Consider the following 14,920-nt stretch of genomic DNA (forward strand, 5'->3'; position numbering starts at 1 on the left):
AACCTCCGTACGCAATTCTCCGGTTCAGGCCAACCGCGGCGAGGACGCCATGGCGACGAAACGCGGCAGTGCCTCGATGCGCCCCAGCCAAGCGCGCACCTGCGGATAAGGATCGAGACTCACACCGCCCTCCGGCGCATGGGCGATGTAGCTGTAGCCGGCGATGTCGGCCAGCGTCGGATGATCGCTCGCCAGCCACGCGCGGCCATCGAGATGGGCGTTCATCATCTTGAGCAGGGTGTGCGAACTTGCCTTGGCGGCGTCATGGTCCAGCGGCGCGCCGAACACCGTGACCAGCCGCGCAGCGCAAGGGCCGTGGGCGATCTCGCCAGCGGCGATGGAGAGCCAGCGCTGCACGCGGGCCTTCTCCAGCGGTTCGCTGCCGATCCAGCGGGCAGGATCACCGTAGCGTTCGACCAGATAGACGAGGATCGCATTGGAGTCCGCCAGGGTGAGGCCGTTGTCATCGATCGCCGGCACCTGCCCCAGCGAGCTGATCTTCAGATAGCCGGGCTCACGGTGGGCACCGTTGGCCATATCGAGATCGATGGTCGTATAGGGCACTTCCAGCAGCGCCAGCATCAGTTCGACACGGTGGCAGTGGCCCGACTTGGGGTTGCGGTAGAGCTTGATGGGGACGTCGCTAAGGGCGTTGGCATTCGACATGATCAGACTCCTTCAGTGTTGGCATGGATCGGCGTGGTAAGACTCATGGACGGCACGACTCATGGACGTCATGAGTCAGTGACGGCCGCGCGGCGCGTCCTGATGACCACACTATTCGCCATCGTTTACTGAAAGAATGGACCTATCCTGAAAGGAACTGTTTTGGATTTTGAAATTCCAAGATGAATGCTGAAACGCCATCGACACCGGGAGCCCCGCCACCGTCATGGATCGTCTACAGGCCCTGAGCGTTTTCGTCGCCGTCGCCGAGGCGGAAAGTTTCGCCCAGGGAGCACGCGCCAGCGGACTCAGCGCGCCCTCCGCGACCCGCGCCATCAATACCCTGGAAACCCATCTGGGCGCCCGCCTGTTCACCCGCTCGACCCGCCGTGTGCGCTTGACCGAGGCGGGTCGAGCCTACCTCGGAGAAGTCCGCGAGATCCTCGCCCAGTTGCAGGCTGCCGACGATGCCGCCTCGGGGGCAGCCAACACCCCGGTGGGCCGGCTGCGGATCACCTGCCCGCAGGAGTTCGGCCGCCTCCACGTCACCCCGCTGCTCACGGGTTTCCTCGACCACTACCCGCAGGTCGAGGCGGAAGCGATGATGCTCGATCGCATCGTCAATCTGGTCGAGGAGGGCTTCGATATCGCCGTGCGCATCGGTCACCTGCCCGACTCCGAACTCACCGCCGTGCGCATCGGTCAGGTGCGTCGCGTCATCTGCGCCTCGCCGGACTATCTCGCCCGCTTGGGGCATCCGCGCACGCCGGACGATCTCGCCCGACATCGCCTCGTCGCCCTGGCGGGCGGCGCCGCAGCGCGGGAGTGGCAGCTCGGCGCGAATGCCCCGCAGCGTGTCAGCGTGAACGCGCGACTCACGGTGAGCAGCGTGGCGGCTGCCATCGATGTCGCCAGGCAGGGCTGGGGGCTGTGCCGGGTACTCTCTTATCAAGTGGGGCCGGACCTCGACTCAGGGCAACTGGTGCGCGTGCTGCAAGACCATGAACCCGCTCCGCTGCCGGTGCATCTGGTCCACGTCGAGGGACGTCGGGCCGCGGCCAAGGTGCGTGCCTTTCTCGACTTCGCGGTGCCGCGACTACGGGCACTGCCGGTGCTTCGGGGCGAGGACGACACCGAGCGCGACTAGCGAGGGCCTGGCCTGGTTGGCATCTGGAGGCCGTCTGGTGAGCGTCTGGAGACTGTATGGAGAGTCTCTGGTGAGCCTCTGGAGAGCAGGCCGAGTCACCGGCCCAGCCCGCTCATCAGCACATACTTCACGTCGACGTACTCCTCGATACCGTAGTAGCTGCCCTCACGACCATAGCCGGACTGCTTGACGCCACCGAACGGAACCGACGCCGTCCCCACCGAACCGCTGTTGAGGATGACCATCCCCGCCTCGAGCGCGCGGGACAGGCGGAACGCACGCCCCAGATCCCGCGTATAGCCATAGGCCACCAGGCCATACTCGGTGGCATTGGCGCGTGCGATGACCTCCTCTTCGGTCTCGAAGCGATAGATCGGAAATACTGGCCCGAATATCTCGGTCTGCGCCATCTCGGCACCGTCATCGAGGTGGGTGACGATAGTCGGCTCGTAGAACAGCCCACCCTCCGCATGCGCCTGGCCACCGAGCACGATACGAGCGCCATGCGCGCGAGCTGCATCCACGAGTGACGTCACCTTGTCGAAGCCGGCCCGGTTGATCATCGGCCCGACCGCAAAATCGTCGCGCATGCCATCGCCCACCGCCACACGCGAGACCCGCTCGGCGAGTCTCTCGACGAAGGCATCGTGAATCGACGCGTGCACATAGAAGCGATTGGGCGAGATGCAGACCTGGCCCGAGTTGCGCAACTTGGCACCCATCGCGCCCTCCACGGCGGCCTCGAGGTCGGCATCGCCGAAGACGATGAACGGGGCGTTACCCCCTAGTTCCAGTGTCATGCGGGTCAGCGTCTGCCCGCTGGCGCCAGCGAGTAGACGCCCTACCGCCGTCGATCCGGTGAACGAGAGCTTGCGGATGCGGGTGTCGCCGGTGAAGCATTCGCCGATCGCCTTCGGATCTCCGGTGACCATCTCGAACACGCCTTCCGGAATACCGACTTCCCGCGCCGTCTCCAGCAGCTTGTAAGCGGTCAGCGGCGTTTCCTCGGAGGGCTTGATGATCATGGTGCAGCCCGCCGCCAGCGCGGTGGCGATCTTGCGCGTGATCATCATGAAGGGGAAATTCCAGGGCGTAATGGCCGCCGTCGGGCCCAGCGGCTCCTTGACGACCGTGATGGCCGAATCCAGCGCATGGCGGGGGATGGTGTCACCGTAGACGCGCTTGGCTTCCTCCGCGTACCACTCGATGAAACCGAGCCCATAGTCGATCTCACCGTAGGCTTCGGCGAGACACTTTCCATTCTCCTTGACGATGAGCTCGGCGAAAGCCGCCTTGTCGTCGCGGATGCGTTCGAACCAGCGACGCAGCAGATCGCTGCGCTCCTTCGCCAGCTTGCGCGACCAGGCAGGAAAGGCGGCGCAGGTACGATCGATGGCAGCGTTCACTTCATTCAGCGACATGGCCGGCGCCTCGCCGACTTTTTGACCATTGGCAGGATTCAGGACGTCGATCACAGCAGCACTCCTCACAAGTCATTCGAGAACAACACAGCACTCGCGAAACGACTTGCATGATAGAAATGCTCAGACCGGCCGACGATGGCTCAATGTCTCACATCATTGCCTAAATCTATGACCAGCTGCCATGTCTCCCGCCAGCTTCATGCGGCCAGAATATGGCAGACTCTAGCGAGCGCCGCACCGCGCAGTGCGTCGTGACCGTCCGTTGAAAAAGGCTGCCATCATGCTCCCAGCAAACCAGCGGCATCACCCCGAGTCGGACGCCCAACAGCAGGCAATCATCGCCCTGCTGGAAAGGTTCGCGCCCGATGAGGGCTACAACCTGACCACCCTGTCGGACGTGAGGTTCCTACGTTCGAACCGCCCGCTCGCGTCCACTCCGGTGCTCTACGACCCCGGTATCGTGATCGTCTGCCAGGGCCAGAAGCGCGGCTTCTTCGGCGGGCAGGTCTATCGCTACGACGCTCGGCACTATCTGGCGGTCTCCGTGCCGGTCCCCTTCACCATGGAAACCGACGCCAGCGAGCGAGAGCCGCTGCTGGCGATCTACATGCATCTGGACTTCGAGCTCGCCGCCGAGGTGATGCTGCAGATAGACACGTTCGGCGATGTACCCACGACCACCCCACGCGGCATGATCTCCACCCCCATGGAAGCGCATCTGCAAACCTCGGTGTGGCGTTTCCTGGATGCCATGAGCCGCCCGCTGGACGCTGCGATTCTTGGTCCGGCACTGGTGCGCGAGATCTATTTCCACGTTCTGACCGGGGCTCAAGGCCCCTCGATGCGGGCGGCACTGGCGATGCAGGGCCAGTTCGGCAAGGTGGCGCGGGCACTACGCTGCATTCACGCCGCTTACCAGGAAGATCTCGATGTCGGCCAGCTCGCGCAGCGCGCCGGCATGAGCATCGCGACCTTTCATACCCACTTCAAGGCCGTGACCGGCACCTCTCCGATGCAATACCTGAAATCCACCCGCCTGCATCAGGCCCGGCTACTGATGGTGAGAAACGGCATGACCGCCGCCGCCGCGAGCGCTCGGGTCGGCTACGAAAGCCCCTCGCAATTCAGTCGCGAGTTCAAACGCTTGTTCGGCCGCACACCGGTCGCGGAAGTCAGGCGAATGAAGGCGGGATTCGCGATCCCGCCGGCACAGGCTGCGGCTACCTTCGTCTCTTCGCACTGAGGCCACGCCAGCGCTACATGAGACGCTCAGAAACCCATCAAACCAGACCCTCTGCGGCACGCTTTTCCGTCTCAATCTCGGCGCAGGCCACGACCTGGTTCCTGCCCTCTCGCTTGCCCGCATAAAGCGCCTGATCCGCTCGCGCGATCACGCTCTGCAGCGATAGCTCATCGCCCCGCGCGACCGCGATACCGATGGTGATACTCAGCTGCAGCTCGCGCATCGCTTCCTCGAGGGGCAGCGCAGCCACCTTTCTCCGCAAGCGCTCGGCAACGATCACGGCCTGCTCGGCGTCGGTATCGGGCAACGCCACCACGAACTCTTCCCCCCCGAAACGACCGATCACATCGGTGGGGCGCAGCGCCTGCGTGCAAATCTCGGCGACCTGGGTCAGCACCCAATCGCCCTGACTGTGGCCACAGGTATCGTTGATACGCTTGAAGTGATCCACGTCGATCATGAACAGACTGAATGGCGTCTGATCTTCGTGCGACACCTGTAACAGCGCCTCGGCCAACTTCATGAAATGACGCCGGCTGTTCAGGCCCGTCAGCGCATCCCGTTCGGCAACCCGGCGCAACTGTTCTTCCAGCAACTCCCGGTGCGCGATCTCCTTGAGCAGTTGACGATTTTGATCACGCTCCTCATGCAGCAGAGCGAACTGTGTGCGCTGCAACTTCTCCAGTCTCAGCAAGGCACAGAACCCCACGCCGTTGGTCATGATCAGCAGCAGCGCGAGGCGTAGGAGCGCCCCCGGCGACGCCTCTGCAAACAGCGCAGCGGCAGCGAGAAATCCGATGCTCAAGTAGAGACTGGCAAACGCCACTACCGTCAGCAGATTGGGGATCAGGAGATAGAAGCCGATGGTGGCCACGATCACCGCCATGATCTGAGTGGAGAGGCTGTCCGGGCGCAAGGGAACGATCAGAATGATCCCCGTCGCGAGTACCCACAGCGGCAGGGCGTGCAGCCACATCCGATGAGAGCTATCACCTCGAATCACCATGATCAATGCCAGGAAAAGACAGATACCGACCACCACGGCACGCATGGCGATCAACAGATAGTACTCTCGGATCGGCCCTAGTATTTGGTAGTCGGCAATCGCGAACATGCCGAATATCAGCGCCGCTACCACTAATGAGATAGGGGCCTCGAAATGCATCCGAACCCCGTCCGACTGCCGATACAGTGACTCTCTATCGCCATCGCGGAACTGCCCCGTCAGCCAATGCAGGCCGTACTTATTATGTATTGACGACAAATGCCTACTACCCCCGCTCAAGGTGCCGTGCAACCGCCACACCGGCCCGGAAGCCCTTCGGCGCCGCCTCTTCGGCACCTGTGCCAGATGCTATCTCCATTTCATTATGTAGTGAACTGTTATTATACGTAATGCGACATCTCGACGCTTTCAGTCATGGCAACTCCCTGTCGACGCACATGCTGTCTATCAGGTGCGCAAAGCCTGCGAGCGCATCGATAACAAGGCAGTCACTACCTGCCGCACTGCCTCGAATGACGCAATCGCACAGCCCCCGCGCCGACCGGCGACGAAGGGCTCAGGATCTTGGCTTCGACGGAGACTGGCATGTCGCGAACACCTCCACCGCCGTAGCGATAAAAACGTCGGTGCCGGGCGCCGGGGTATCGCCGCTGGCCAGTTCGAGCCCGAGCAGGCGCCGGCAGGGGGTCTCCAGCGCCAGCGCGCGCCAGCCCTGGCGCTGCCGGGGCAGATGCAGCGACGGCACCAGCGCGGCCACACTCTACGAGAAGCGCTTCGGCAGCCCGCTGCACCCGGTTACCGCCAATGCCATTCAGTACGCCACCGGGCTGGTCACCACGCTGCCGCTGGTGCTGCTGTTCGGCCAGTATCAGCTGGTCTGGTCCGTCGAGATGGTCGCCTCGCTGGGCTACCTGGTGGTGGGCAACTCGCTGATCGCGCTGACGCTGCTGCTGGCGATGATCCGCCGCGGCGCGGCGACGCAGGTCTCCGCACTGTTCTATCTGATTCCGCCGACGGCGGCACTACTGGCGTGGCTGCTGATCGACGAGCCGATGCCCATGCTGGGCTGGGTCGGCATGGCCGTCGCGGCGCTGGGCGTTATCCTGGCGGGCCGTGGCCAGACCAACCGCTGAGCGGCGTGATTCCGAGCTGTGCATCTCGCCGCTCATGCCTCCGGCAACGCCTGGCGCCCGGCCCGACGGCAGCGCTCGGAGCAGTAGATGACGCTGTCCCAGTCGCGTGCCCACTTCTTGCGCCAGGTGAAAGGGCGCTGGCAAACCGGGCAGGTCTTGGTCGGCAGGTGAGGTTTGCGATGCGCCATTGGGTGGCTCCGTCAGCGGCCAGCGGGGTGATTACGAGCTGCGGGTAAAGAGAAAAGACAACGCACCGGCCGGCAAGCGCGATGCGCCGGTATCGTCCATGCTGAGCATAGCAAGCCATAGCCGACGCCGATCAACCGCCAGGGAGCCGACCATGACCACCCCACCCGACGCCACCCGCAAGACGCTCTACGCCGAGGCCCAGCAGCGCGGCATCGAGGGGCGCTCGACGATGACCAAGGCGCAACTGGCGCAGGCGTTGGCGCAGCACGGCGACGCTGCCGCAGAGGCGCCCCAGGTCGCCACCCGCTATGCCACCTTCAAGCGCCTGGCCGAAGCGGTCGCCGCGGGCGAATTCGTGCTGCGCCCGCGCGCGCTCAGCGGCCACGAACGCCGCCGCCACGTGCGCCAGACGCTGCGCGAAGACCACCAGACGCGTATCGCCGATGGCTCCGAAGAGGCCAGTGCCAAGTTCGACAAGCTCGCCGATTCGCTCTTCTCGTTCTTCCGGGGTACCGCCCTGCTGTTCTATCGCGACATGGCCGGCGACGACGCCTGGATGCCCACGGTGCTTGCGCTGGGTGACGTTCATCCCAGCAATTTCGGCGTCATGCCCAACGCCGATAACGTGCCGATCTTCTCGGTCAACGATTTCGACGAGGCCTACTACGCCCCCTTCACCTGGGACCTCAAGCGCGGCGCGGTGGGCTTTCTGATCGCCGCCGAGACCGAGGGCGATCTCAAGCGCAAGCAGGCGCTCAAGGTCGTGCGCCACTTCGTCGAGGGCTATATCGACGCGATGCAGCGGCTGGCGCGGGAGGGCACCGAGCAGGATGAGGAGATGCGCCACGACAACGCGCCCAAGTTGATCAAGAAGCTGTTCGAGGATGCCGACGAGCCCCGCGACGAATGGCTGGCGGAGGACTATCTCGACGAGGGCCGCCGCGGCTTCCGCCCGACCCAGAAGCTGGTGCCGATCTCCTCGCGGCGCGACGAGTTCCAGACGATCATGGATCGCCTGATCGCCGACAACGACATCGAGATACCGGCCCGTGCCCGCGCGCAGGATGGCAAGGGCGTGCACGTGAAGGACGTGGCGATCCGGCTCGGCCAGGGTACCGCCTCGCTCGGGCTGAACCGCTACTACGTGCTGCTCGAAGGCCCCGGCGGCGAGGGCAAGGACGACCTGATCATCGAACTCAAACAGGCCCGGCGCTCCGCCCTATCCGGGCTGGTGCCACCCTCAGCCTATACCCTGGACAGCCGCGCCGAGCGCATCAGCCACGCCCAGGCGGTCCATCTGGTGCGCGGCGACATCTTCTACGGCCACGTCGAGTTCGAAGGCCACAGCTATCTCTCCCGCGAGCGTGCGCCCTTCCGCGACGATATCGACCTCGACGACCTCTCCAAGAGCGAGTGGAAGACCTACGCCCGCCTATGCGGCCAGGTGCTGGCCGGCGTGCACGCCCTCTCCGACGACTCCGGCCGGATCGACTACGACATCGAACCCGCGATCGTGAAGGCGGTGACACCCGCCGAGCTATTCACCTGCGACATGGTGGAGTTCGCCGCCGAAGCCGCCGATCGCCTGCGTCGCGATCACGAGATGTTCCGCGAGGACCACGCTCATGGCGCCTTCGAGCATCTGGACTGGGTACATCGGTGAGTGGAGAGCAGGTGCATCGGCACCGCTTCGGTCGAAAGACAAATCAGGAGGCAGACAATGGATCAGGTCACTGGAGGCTGTCTGTGCGGTAACGTCCGCGTCACGGCACATGGCGAGCCACTTCGGGTCGGCATCTGCCACTGCATGGACTGCCGCAAGCATCACGGCGCACTCTTCTATGCAGCCGCCGACTATCCCACGGAGGCGGTCACTATCGAAGGCGAGCCACGTGAGTACCAGGGACGCCACTTCTGCCCGGTCTGTGGTTCGTCGGTCTTTGCGGTGAGCGACGGCGAAATCGAGCTGCATCTGGGCGCGCTCGACAACCCCGACCAATTCACGCCGGCGTATGAGCTATGGACGATCCGACGCGAAAGCTGGCTGCCGCCCTTTCCCGCCATGGCGCGCTTCGACCGAGATCGCAAGGAGTAGTTAGCTGCCCCCCTCGATGCCGGGCCGTCGACACACTGGAGCTCGCTTCAACCGAACGGCCGGCTCTCCTCCCTGTCTCGCGCCTCCCGCACGGCAGGTCTCTCGCCGATTCGCTCACGGTAGCCATTCAGCGCCGGCCAATGTGCAAGCTCGATCTCGAAGAAACGGCACCAACCGAGCAGCGTATAGAGATAGGCATCCGCGACGCCGAAGCGCTCTCCCATCAAGTAATCCTGCCTCGCCAGCACGCCCTCGAGGTAGTCGAAACGCTTGTGTATCTTGGCGCGGAAGCGCTCGCCGGCCGCAGCGGGCAGTGAGGCATCGAACAGCGGCGCCAGACCGGCATGGATCTCGCTGTTGATGAACGCCAGCCATTCCTGCAGCCGGTAGCGTTCCCAGCTCGCTGCCGGCGGCGCCAGATCCGTGCGCGGAGAGATATCGATCAGATACAGCAGTATTGCCGGGCCTTCCGTCAATATCTTGCCATCGTCCAGTTCCAGCGCCGCGACGTATCCCTTCGGATTGATGGTCATGAAGTCCCGACCATCCTGGGTCATTTTCTTACGGTTATCGACGCGCACCAGCTCGAATGACAGACCTAGCTCACGCAAAACGATGTGCGGCGAAAGCGAGCAGGTCGCAGGCGCGTAATAGAGCTTCATCGAAACGTCTCCCAGAGTAGCGACATGCCGTTATTGGCCATCGGGTTATCAGGATGCGTCTCGCTCTTGTATCCGTAAAATGGATATTTGATCGTTCAGATATTAGCTAAACTACTACCATGATGAATCTCACCCATTGGCGCTTGATCGTGGCCGTAGCGGATACCGGCACGATTTCGCAAGGTGCCGAACGCGTCGGCATGACCCAGTCCGCCGCCAGCCAGGCAATCGCCCAGTTGGAGAAAACCCTGGGCGCCCCGCTGTTCACTCGCCTGCGTCGTGAGGTGATCCTGACGGCCTTTGGCGCGTCGGTCGTCGAGCACGCACGCGCCATGCTCACCAGTCTGAATGCCATTCGTGCGCTCGCCGATGAACGCAAGGGTCTTGGTAACGGTCGACTTCGCCTGGGCAGCTTCCCCTCGATCCTCTCGCGTTGGCTCCCCACTCTGCTTTCGACCTTCCGCCAGCGCCACCCGGGGATCGAGATCGTGCTGCTGGAAGGCAGCGACGAGGAAGTCGAAACCTGGCTGGCCGGGCGCAACATCGATCTGGGCGTGGTATTGAACCCCACACCGGATCGTCACCCGCTGATACTCGGCCGCGATGCCTGGGTCGCCTTGCTACCCTCGTCACATCCGCTTGCCCGGCGCGCCAGCACGCAGGGTGTCGAGCTGGATGAACTCGTCACACAGCCGTACATCCATGCCAGCGGCGGTTGCCGCGTCAACGGTCAGAGTCTGGCTGAAGCCAGAGGTCTGACGTTCGGTGAGGTTCGCGTGAGCGTACGAGATTGGGCCAGCGCTTGCGCCCTGGTACGTGAAGACATGGGCATCGCCATCGTGCCTGAATCGGTGCTGCCGGAAGACAGAAAGGGCCTGCGCGTACAGCCCTTGCGGCCGAGAATAGAGCGCTGTTTCGGGCTGGTCGCGGCCGCCCCGGTGGAAAATGCCCCTGTGTTGAACACGTTCTGGCAGCACGTCGAAAACGCGAAGCACAAGAAGTAAGCAACAGCGCGTGAGCCATCAAAAGACTTGGTACCAGCGCTAAGCCTCTACTAACCAACTTGCGAAGGCGTCGGCCTTTGGCTCCCCTTCGCGTACCGCATAGATCACCAGGCGCAGATGACGGCTCTCGTCGACGACCAGACTGGTGTGCTCGAAATCGATCTCGCCGAGATCGGGGAGATCGAGAGCACGCACGCCCTGACACGGGGCATCCACCTCGTGCCGGCGCCACCACTGGCGAAATTCGGGTGAGTGCGGGCGAGTTCGCTGACCAGTTGGCCAATGGCGGGATAGTTCCCCGCCTGCGCATGGTCGCGGCGAAAACTGGAGAGCATGCGCGGCGCCTCGCTCGGCGGGCTTGCCCTGGCACTGCACATGCCCGTCGACACGCTATCCTTTGCCGCCGGCCTGGTCGCTCTGCTGGGTCTGGGACTCAGCCTGTGGCTGCGGCGGCGGGCCCCAGCGCAAGACACAGGGTGCCCAGAGGCTCGCTAGGCACTGTCTGAAAAGTACTGCGCTCGCCCATGCGGCGTTAAAAATCGACTGGAGCGCCAGCCCGGTCAAAAATGCTCATTTACACCCCGTAAACTGGAGCGCCAGCCCGGTCCGTTTTCGCCGATTTTTGCCTTAGCTGCGCGCCCCGGCCTTGCCTTCGCTCGTCGACTTTTCAGACAGCACCTAGGCGGTCGCAGATGAGTGCGGTGGCGACAGACGACAGCAGGCCATGGAGGCCAGGCCATCAGGGGAATCACCCCAGCAGCAGATCGCCCTCGATGGGGATGAACTGACTCGCTGCGTTGATGAGCGAGTGCGCGGTGAGCTTGGGCACACCGTAGACCTCGACCCGCTTGCCGTGGACCTCGCGGATCTTGCGCGCCAGCAGGTCGAAATCACCGTCACCGGAGACCAGCACCACCACGTCCGCCCGGGCCGCGTACTCGATGGCATCGAGGGTGATGCCCACGTCCCAGTCGCCCTTGGCGGAGCCGTCCGCGCGCTGAATGAACGGCTTCAGCTTCACTTCGAAGCCGATGCTGCGCAGGGTGTTCTGAAAGCCGCGCTGCTTGGGATCGCCGCGGTCGGTGGCGTAGCAGCGCGCGGTCAGCACCTCGCGGCCCGCCGTCGCCCGCGCCCAGAAGCGGCGATAGTCGAACTGCTTGGCGTAGGCGTCGCGGGTGGTGTAGTAGACGTTCTGGGTGTCGACGAAGATCGCGACCGTGGTCATGGGGCGGCATTTCCAGAGGTGGCCGAGCGCCGGCGCCTTTTCTTACACCCTCCAGCGAACCAAGACGCGTCGGTGAGCCGTTAATGGCTCACCGACGTCGAACTCGCTGTAGCGGCCGAAGCTAGCGGGCGAGTTCCTGGCGCACGATCGCCGCACCAGCGCTCAAAGCCTTCAGCTTGCCCTGCGCGACCTGGCGAGACAAGGGCGTCATGCCGCAGTTGGTGCAGGGGTAGAGCTTGTCGGCATCGACGAACTGCAGCGCCTTGCGCAGGGTCGCGGCGACCTCTTCCGGTGTCTCGATGGTGTTGGTGGCCACGTCGATAGCCCCGACCATCACCTTCTTGCCCCGGATCAGCTCGATCAGCTCCATCGGCACGTGGGAGTTCTGGCACTCCAGCGAGACGATATCGATATTCGACGCCTGCAGCTTGGGGAAGATCTCTTCGTACTGGCGCCACTCCGACCCCAGGGTCTTCTTCCAATCGGTGTTGGCCTTGATGCCGTAGCCGTAGCAGATATGCACGCCGGTCTCGCACTCGACCCCTTCGATGGCTTTCTCCAGAGCGGCGATGCCCCAGTCGTTCACCTCGTCGAAGAAGACGTTGAAGGCGGGCTCATCGAACTGAATGATATCCACGCCGGCCGCCGCCAGGTCGCGGGCTTCCTGGTTGAGGATCTTGGCGAACTCCCAGGCCAGCTTTTCGCGACTCTTGTAGTGGCCATCATAGAGCGTATCGACCATGGTCATAGGCCCGGGCAGCGCCCATTTGATCGGCTGGTCGGTCTGCTGGCGCAGGAACTTGGCATCCTCGACGAAGACCGGCTTCTCACGCGCCACGGGGCCGACCACCGAAGGCACGCTGGCGTCGTAGCGGTCGCGGATCTTGACGATCTCGCGCTGCTCGAAATCGACGCCGCTCAAGTGCTCGATGAAGGTGGTGACGAAGTGCTGGCGAGTCTGCTCGCCGTCACTGACGATATCGATACCCGCCCGCTGCTGGTCGTGCAGGGAGACCCGCAGTGCGTCCCGCTTGCCCTCGGCCAGCTCCTCGTCCTGCAGTTTCCACGGCGACCAGAGCGTCTCGGGCTGGGCCAGCCAGGCGGGCTTGGGCAGGCTACCGGCGGTCGATGTGGGCAACAGAGTCTTCATGCAAAAATGACCTTCATAACGGGTTGAGCAAAGAATGTGGTTGTAACGGGCTGATCAAAAAACGTCGCTGAAACGGATCGACCCATTGGCACGGGTCGGTCAAAAAGAGTAGCTGGCCGACCACTGCTCGAGCACCTGGCGGTAGGGCTTGATGAAGTGCCGCTCGGTGAACTTGCCCTGCTCGACGGCGAGCTGGCTGCGCTCTTCACGGTCGTAGACGATGCGCGTCAGCGAGTAGTCCTGATGCTCCAGGCTCGGCTGGTAGATCTTGCCGGCGACCGAGTTGGCGTTGTAGATCTCGGGGCGGTAGATCTTCTGGAACGTCTCCATGGTGCTGATGGCGCTGATCAGTTCGAGATCGCTGTAGTCGGCCAGCAGATCACCGGAAAAGTAGAACGCCAGCGGCGCGACGGCCTGCGGCGGCATGAAGTAGCGCACCTCGAGCCCCATCTTGCCGAAGTAGAAGTCCGTCAGCGAGGAGTCGTCGTTTTCATACTCCACGCCCAGCACCGGGTGGCGATTGTCGGTCTGGCGATAGACCTTGCTGCTGGAGACGCTGAGGCAGATGACCGGCGCCTTGCTGAAGGAAGCCCGGTAGGCGTCGGAGTCGACGAAGCGCTTGAACAGCTTGCCGTGCAGATCACCGAAGCCCTCGGGGATGCCGAACTCGGAACGATCGCGGTTGTGCTCCGACAGCCACACGCTGAAGTCGTAGTCGCGCACATAGGAGGAGAAGTTGTTCCCCACCATGCCCGGAATACGCTTGCCGGTGTGCTTGTCGATGATCGTCGTCTTGAGCATTTCGATCGCCGGGAAGGTGTCGTCCTCGTTCTCGGCCCCCACGCTCAGCTCACCGGTAATGATGTCGAGCTCGACGGCGTAGCGATCCGCCCTGGGGTTGTCCCAATGCGCCAGGGCATTGAAGCGGTTGTCGATCATCGTCAGCGCATTGCGCAGATTCTCCTCGCGCCGCTCCCCTCGCGCCAGGTTGGCGAAGTTGGTGGTGGTGCGCGTGTTCTCGGCCGGGCGATAGTTTTCGTCGAACCGCACGCTCTTGATATCGAATGTGAAATCGTGACTCATCGCGAAAGCACCCTGTTGGTCGAGATGTTGGTCGAGAGAGCCGCTGGCGCCCTGAGAAGGCCCAGCGTCCATCAACGCAGTTGGCCAGCACGTGGTTCTCAGTACGGGTTGCCAATACGGATTGGCGAATACCCTGTCTGGCGTATCGGCGACAGGCACCTGGGCGACTGCCGTCGAAGCGGATGTGCTATTTATGCCAGAGCGGCTGGATGCATGAAAAGCGATAAGAATTCAGCTCAAGATGAATCACACTCATGAAGGGCACGAGATCTGGCCGGGCGACCAAGGTGCCCCCTGTGCGAGCCCCCGATGAGCCAAAAGCCAGCAGGCCTGTCGCCAGCTCCCCGCCGATGTGGGACCTCCCCCCGCTGCTCGCATCGAATAACCCACCTTCGGAAATCAGCCATCACGGCGTCAAATTCAGCCGTCACGACACCAAGGGCTAAAGCTACCCGCGCCATTTTCGTAGACGAACCTAGCGACAGCTCCCTTCACAATGACAGTCATGGCCCACATGCATCCCCGAAATATCCGGAAAAATTCCTGGATCCACCCCACACCCATCGCAAAGATTCGAGCACCAAAGTCAGTAGAACAATCGAGAATGTTTCGGTTTCAATCGATGCATTAAAAGACCAATAACGCATCTGACCAATCAACAATATAGCGAGAATCGAGCCTACATTTTTCTACCAAATGCAGAGATCATGCACCGGAATTCATGTAGTCAGTTATCCATCACTGATCGTCCAAGGCTCGCCCTGGACAGGCGTCGACAGCCTTCCCCCTTGTTGTACTGGGAATCGAAAACTGAAAATACATCAGAAGATTTTCGTCAATAACCCGATGGTCTTATACGCCTTCCGCGAACGCGCTTGACAACAAAAAAAGTG

The 14,920-nt window shown here is 62.9% G+C and carries 15 protein-coding genes; 6 read left to right on the plus strand and 9 right to left on the minus strand.

The annotated features are described in order from the left end of the window. Nucleotides 1-24: 24 nt before the first annotated feature. Entirely contained in the window at nt 25-666 is a 642-nt protein-coding gene (locus ABV408_RS15065) for a glutathione S-transferase (RefSeq protein WP_353979716.1), read from the minus strand. Nucleotides 667-892: 226 nt separating this feature from the next. Here ABV408_RS15065 and ABV408_RS15070 point away from each other — a divergent pair, with 226 nt between their 5' ends. Beyond that, complete coding sequence (locus ABV408_RS15070) at nt 893-1,813, plus strand: LysR family transcriptional regulator (protein WP_353979717.1); 921 nt, start codon at nt 893-895, stop codon at nt 1,811-1,813. Between the two features lie 95 nt (nt 1,814-1,908). Here the strand turns inward: ABV408_RS15070 and ABV408_RS15075 are convergent, their stop codons facing one another. Continuing rightward, nucleotides 1,909-3,303: an NAD-dependent succinate-semialdehyde dehydrogenase gene (locus ABV408_RS15075; RefSeq protein ID WP_353979718.1), complete on the minus strand. Its 1,395-nt coding sequence runs from the start codon at nt 3,301-3,303 to the stop codon at nt 1,909-1,911. 196 nt (nt 3,304-3,499) lie between these two features. Here ABV408_RS15075 and ABV408_RS15080 point away from each other — a divergent pair, with 196 nt between their 5' ends. Beyond that, entirely contained in the window at nt 3,500-4,480 is a 981-nt protein-coding gene (locus ABV408_RS15080; RefSeq protein ID WP_353979719.1) for an AraC family transcriptional regulator, read from the plus strand. Between the two features lie 37 nt (nt 4,481-4,517). On the opposite strand, the gene ABV408_RS15085 is transcribed toward ABV408_RS15080, so the two are convergent. Then, nucleotides 4,518-5,645, minus strand: coding sequence for a GGDEF domain-containing protein (locus tag ABV408_RS15085; protein ID WP_353979720.1), 1,128 nt, complete (start codon nt 5,643-5,645; stop codon nt 4,518-4,520). A gap of 467 nt (nt 5,646-6,112) precedes the next feature. Between ABV408_RS15085 and ABV408_RS15090 the strand changes: the two genes are divergently transcribed. Then, entirely contained in the window at nt 6,113-6,619 is a 507-nt protein-coding gene (locus tag ABV408_RS15090; RefSeq protein WP_353979721.1) for a DMT family transporter, read from the plus strand. Nucleotides 6,620-6,651: 32 nt separating this feature from the next. Here the strand turns inward: ABV408_RS15090 and ABV408_RS15095 are convergent, their stop codons facing one another. Further along, a complete protein-coding gene (locus ABV408_RS15095; RefSeq protein WP_353979722.1) occupies nt 6,652-6,807 on the minus strand; it encodes a DUF2256 domain-containing protein in 156 nt (51 codons plus the stop codon). 152 nt (nt 6,808-6,959) lie between these two features. Here ABV408_RS15095 and ABV408_RS15100 point away from each other — a divergent pair, with 152 nt between their 5' ends. Both ABV408_RS15100 and ABV408_RS15105 read left to right on the plus strand, forming a co-directional pair. Next, nucleotides 6,960-8,471, plus strand: a complete 1,512-nt coding sequence (locus tag ABV408_RS15100; protein ID WP_353979723.1) for a DUF2252 family protein — start codon at nt 6,960-6,962, stop codon at nt 8,469-8,471. A 57-nt stretch (nt 8,472-8,528) separates the two neighbouring features. Beyond that, nucleotides 8,529-8,903, plus strand: a complete 375-nt coding sequence (locus ABV408_RS15105; protein ID WP_353979724.1) for a GFA family protein — start codon at nt 8,529-8,531, stop codon at nt 8,901-8,903. A gap of 47 nt (nt 8,904-8,950) precedes the next feature. Here the strand turns inward: ABV408_RS15105 and gstA are convergent, their stop codons facing one another. Continuing rightward, nucleotides 8,951-9,565, minus strand: a complete 615-nt coding sequence (gstA, locus tag ABV408_RS15110) for a glutathione transferase GstA (RefSeq protein WP_353979725.1) — start codon at nt 9,563-9,565, stop codon at nt 8,951-8,953. Between the two features lie 119 nt (nt 9,566-9,684). Between gstA and ABV408_RS15115 the strand changes: the two genes are divergently transcribed. Next, nucleotides 9,685-10,569 carry a LysR family transcriptional regulator gene (locus ABV408_RS15115; RefSeq protein WP_353979726.1) on the plus strand — a complete coding sequence of 295 codons (885 nt, stop codon included), beginning with the start codon at nt 9,685-9,687 and terminating at the stop codon, nt 10,567-10,569. 39 nt (nt 10,570-10,608) lie between these two features. Here ABV408_RS15115 and ABV408_RS15120 read toward each other — a convergent pair whose 3' ends face one another. The 4 genes from ABV408_RS15120 to ABV408_RS15135 form a co-directional block, all read right to left on the minus strand. Then, the gene (locus tag ABV408_RS15120) at nt 10,609-10,944 is read right to left on the minus strand and encodes a hypothetical protein (protein WP_353979727.1); all 336 of its coding nucleotides are present in this window, start codon (nt 10,942-10,944) and stop codon (nt 10,609-10,611) included. Nucleotides 10,945-11,317: 373 nt separating this feature from the next. Further along, nucleotides 11,318-11,794 carry an NYN domain-containing protein gene (locus ABV408_RS15125; RefSeq protein WP_110714640.1) on the minus strand — a complete coding sequence of 159 codons (477 nt, stop codon included), beginning with the start codon at nt 11,792-11,794 and terminating at the stop codon, nt 11,318-11,320. Nucleotides 11,795-11,915: 121 nt separating this feature from the next. Then, nucleotides 11,916-12,944, minus strand: coding sequence for a methionine synthase (locus ABV408_RS15130; protein WP_353979728.1), 1,029 nt, complete (start codon nt 12,942-12,944; stop codon nt 11,916-11,918). A gap of 99 nt (nt 12,945-13,043) precedes the next feature. Continuing rightward, entirely contained in the window at nt 13,044-14,027 is a 984-nt protein-coding gene (locus ABV408_RS15135; protein WP_353979729.1) for a DUF1852 domain-containing protein, read from the minus strand. Nucleotides 14,028-14,920: the final 893 nt, after the last annotated feature.

Origin of the sequence: Salinicola endophyticus, from assembly GCF_040536835.1 — a bacterium.
Classification (GTDB): Bacteria; Pseudomonadota; Gammaproteobacteria; order Pseudomonadales; family Halomonadaceae; genus Salinicola; species Salinicola endophyticus_A.

Coding starts and splice junctions, on each gene's coding strand:
- ABV408_RS15065 (WP_353979716.1), bottom strand. CDS start 666: ATGTCGAATGCCAACGCCCTTAGCGACGTCCCCATCAAGCTCTACCGC.
- ABV408_RS15070 (WP_353979717.1), top strand. CDS start 893: ATGGATCGTCTACAGGCCCTGAGCGTTTTCGTCGCCGTCGCCGAGGCG.
- ABV408_RS15085 (WP_353979720.1), bottom strand. CDS start 5,645: ATGCATTTCGAGGCCCCTATCTCATTAGTGGTAGCGGCGCTGATATTC.
- ABV408_RS15095 (WP_353979722.1), bottom strand. CDS start 6,807: ATGGCGCATCGCAAACCTCACCTGCCGACCAAGACCTGCCCGGTTTGC.
- ABV408_RS15100 (WP_353979723.1), top strand. CDS start 6,960: ATGACCACCCCACCCGACGCCACCCGCAAGACGCTCTACGCCGAGGCC.
- ABV408_RS15105 (WP_353979724.1), top strand. CDS start 8,529: ATGGATCAGGTCACTGGAGGCTGTCTGTGCGGTAACGTCCGCGTCACG.
- gstA (WP_353979725.1), bottom strand. CDS start 9,565: ATGAAGCTCTATTACGCGCCTGCGACCTGCTCGCTTTCGCCGCACATC.
- ABV408_RS15115 (WP_353979726.1), top strand. CDS start 9,685: ATGATGAATCTCACCCATTGGCGCTTGATCGTGGCCGTAGCGGATACC.
- ABV408_RS15125 (WP_110714640.1), bottom strand. CDS start 11,794: ATGACCACGGTCGCGATCTTCGTCGACACCCAGAACGTCTACTACACC.
- ABV408_RS15130 (WP_353979728.1), bottom strand. CDS start 12,944: ATGAAGACTCTGTTGCCCACATCGACCGCCGGTAGCCTGCCCAAGCCC.
- ABV408_RS15135 (WP_353979729.1), bottom strand. CDS start 14,027: ATGAGTCACGATTTCACATTCGATATCAAGAGCGTGCGGTTCGACGAA.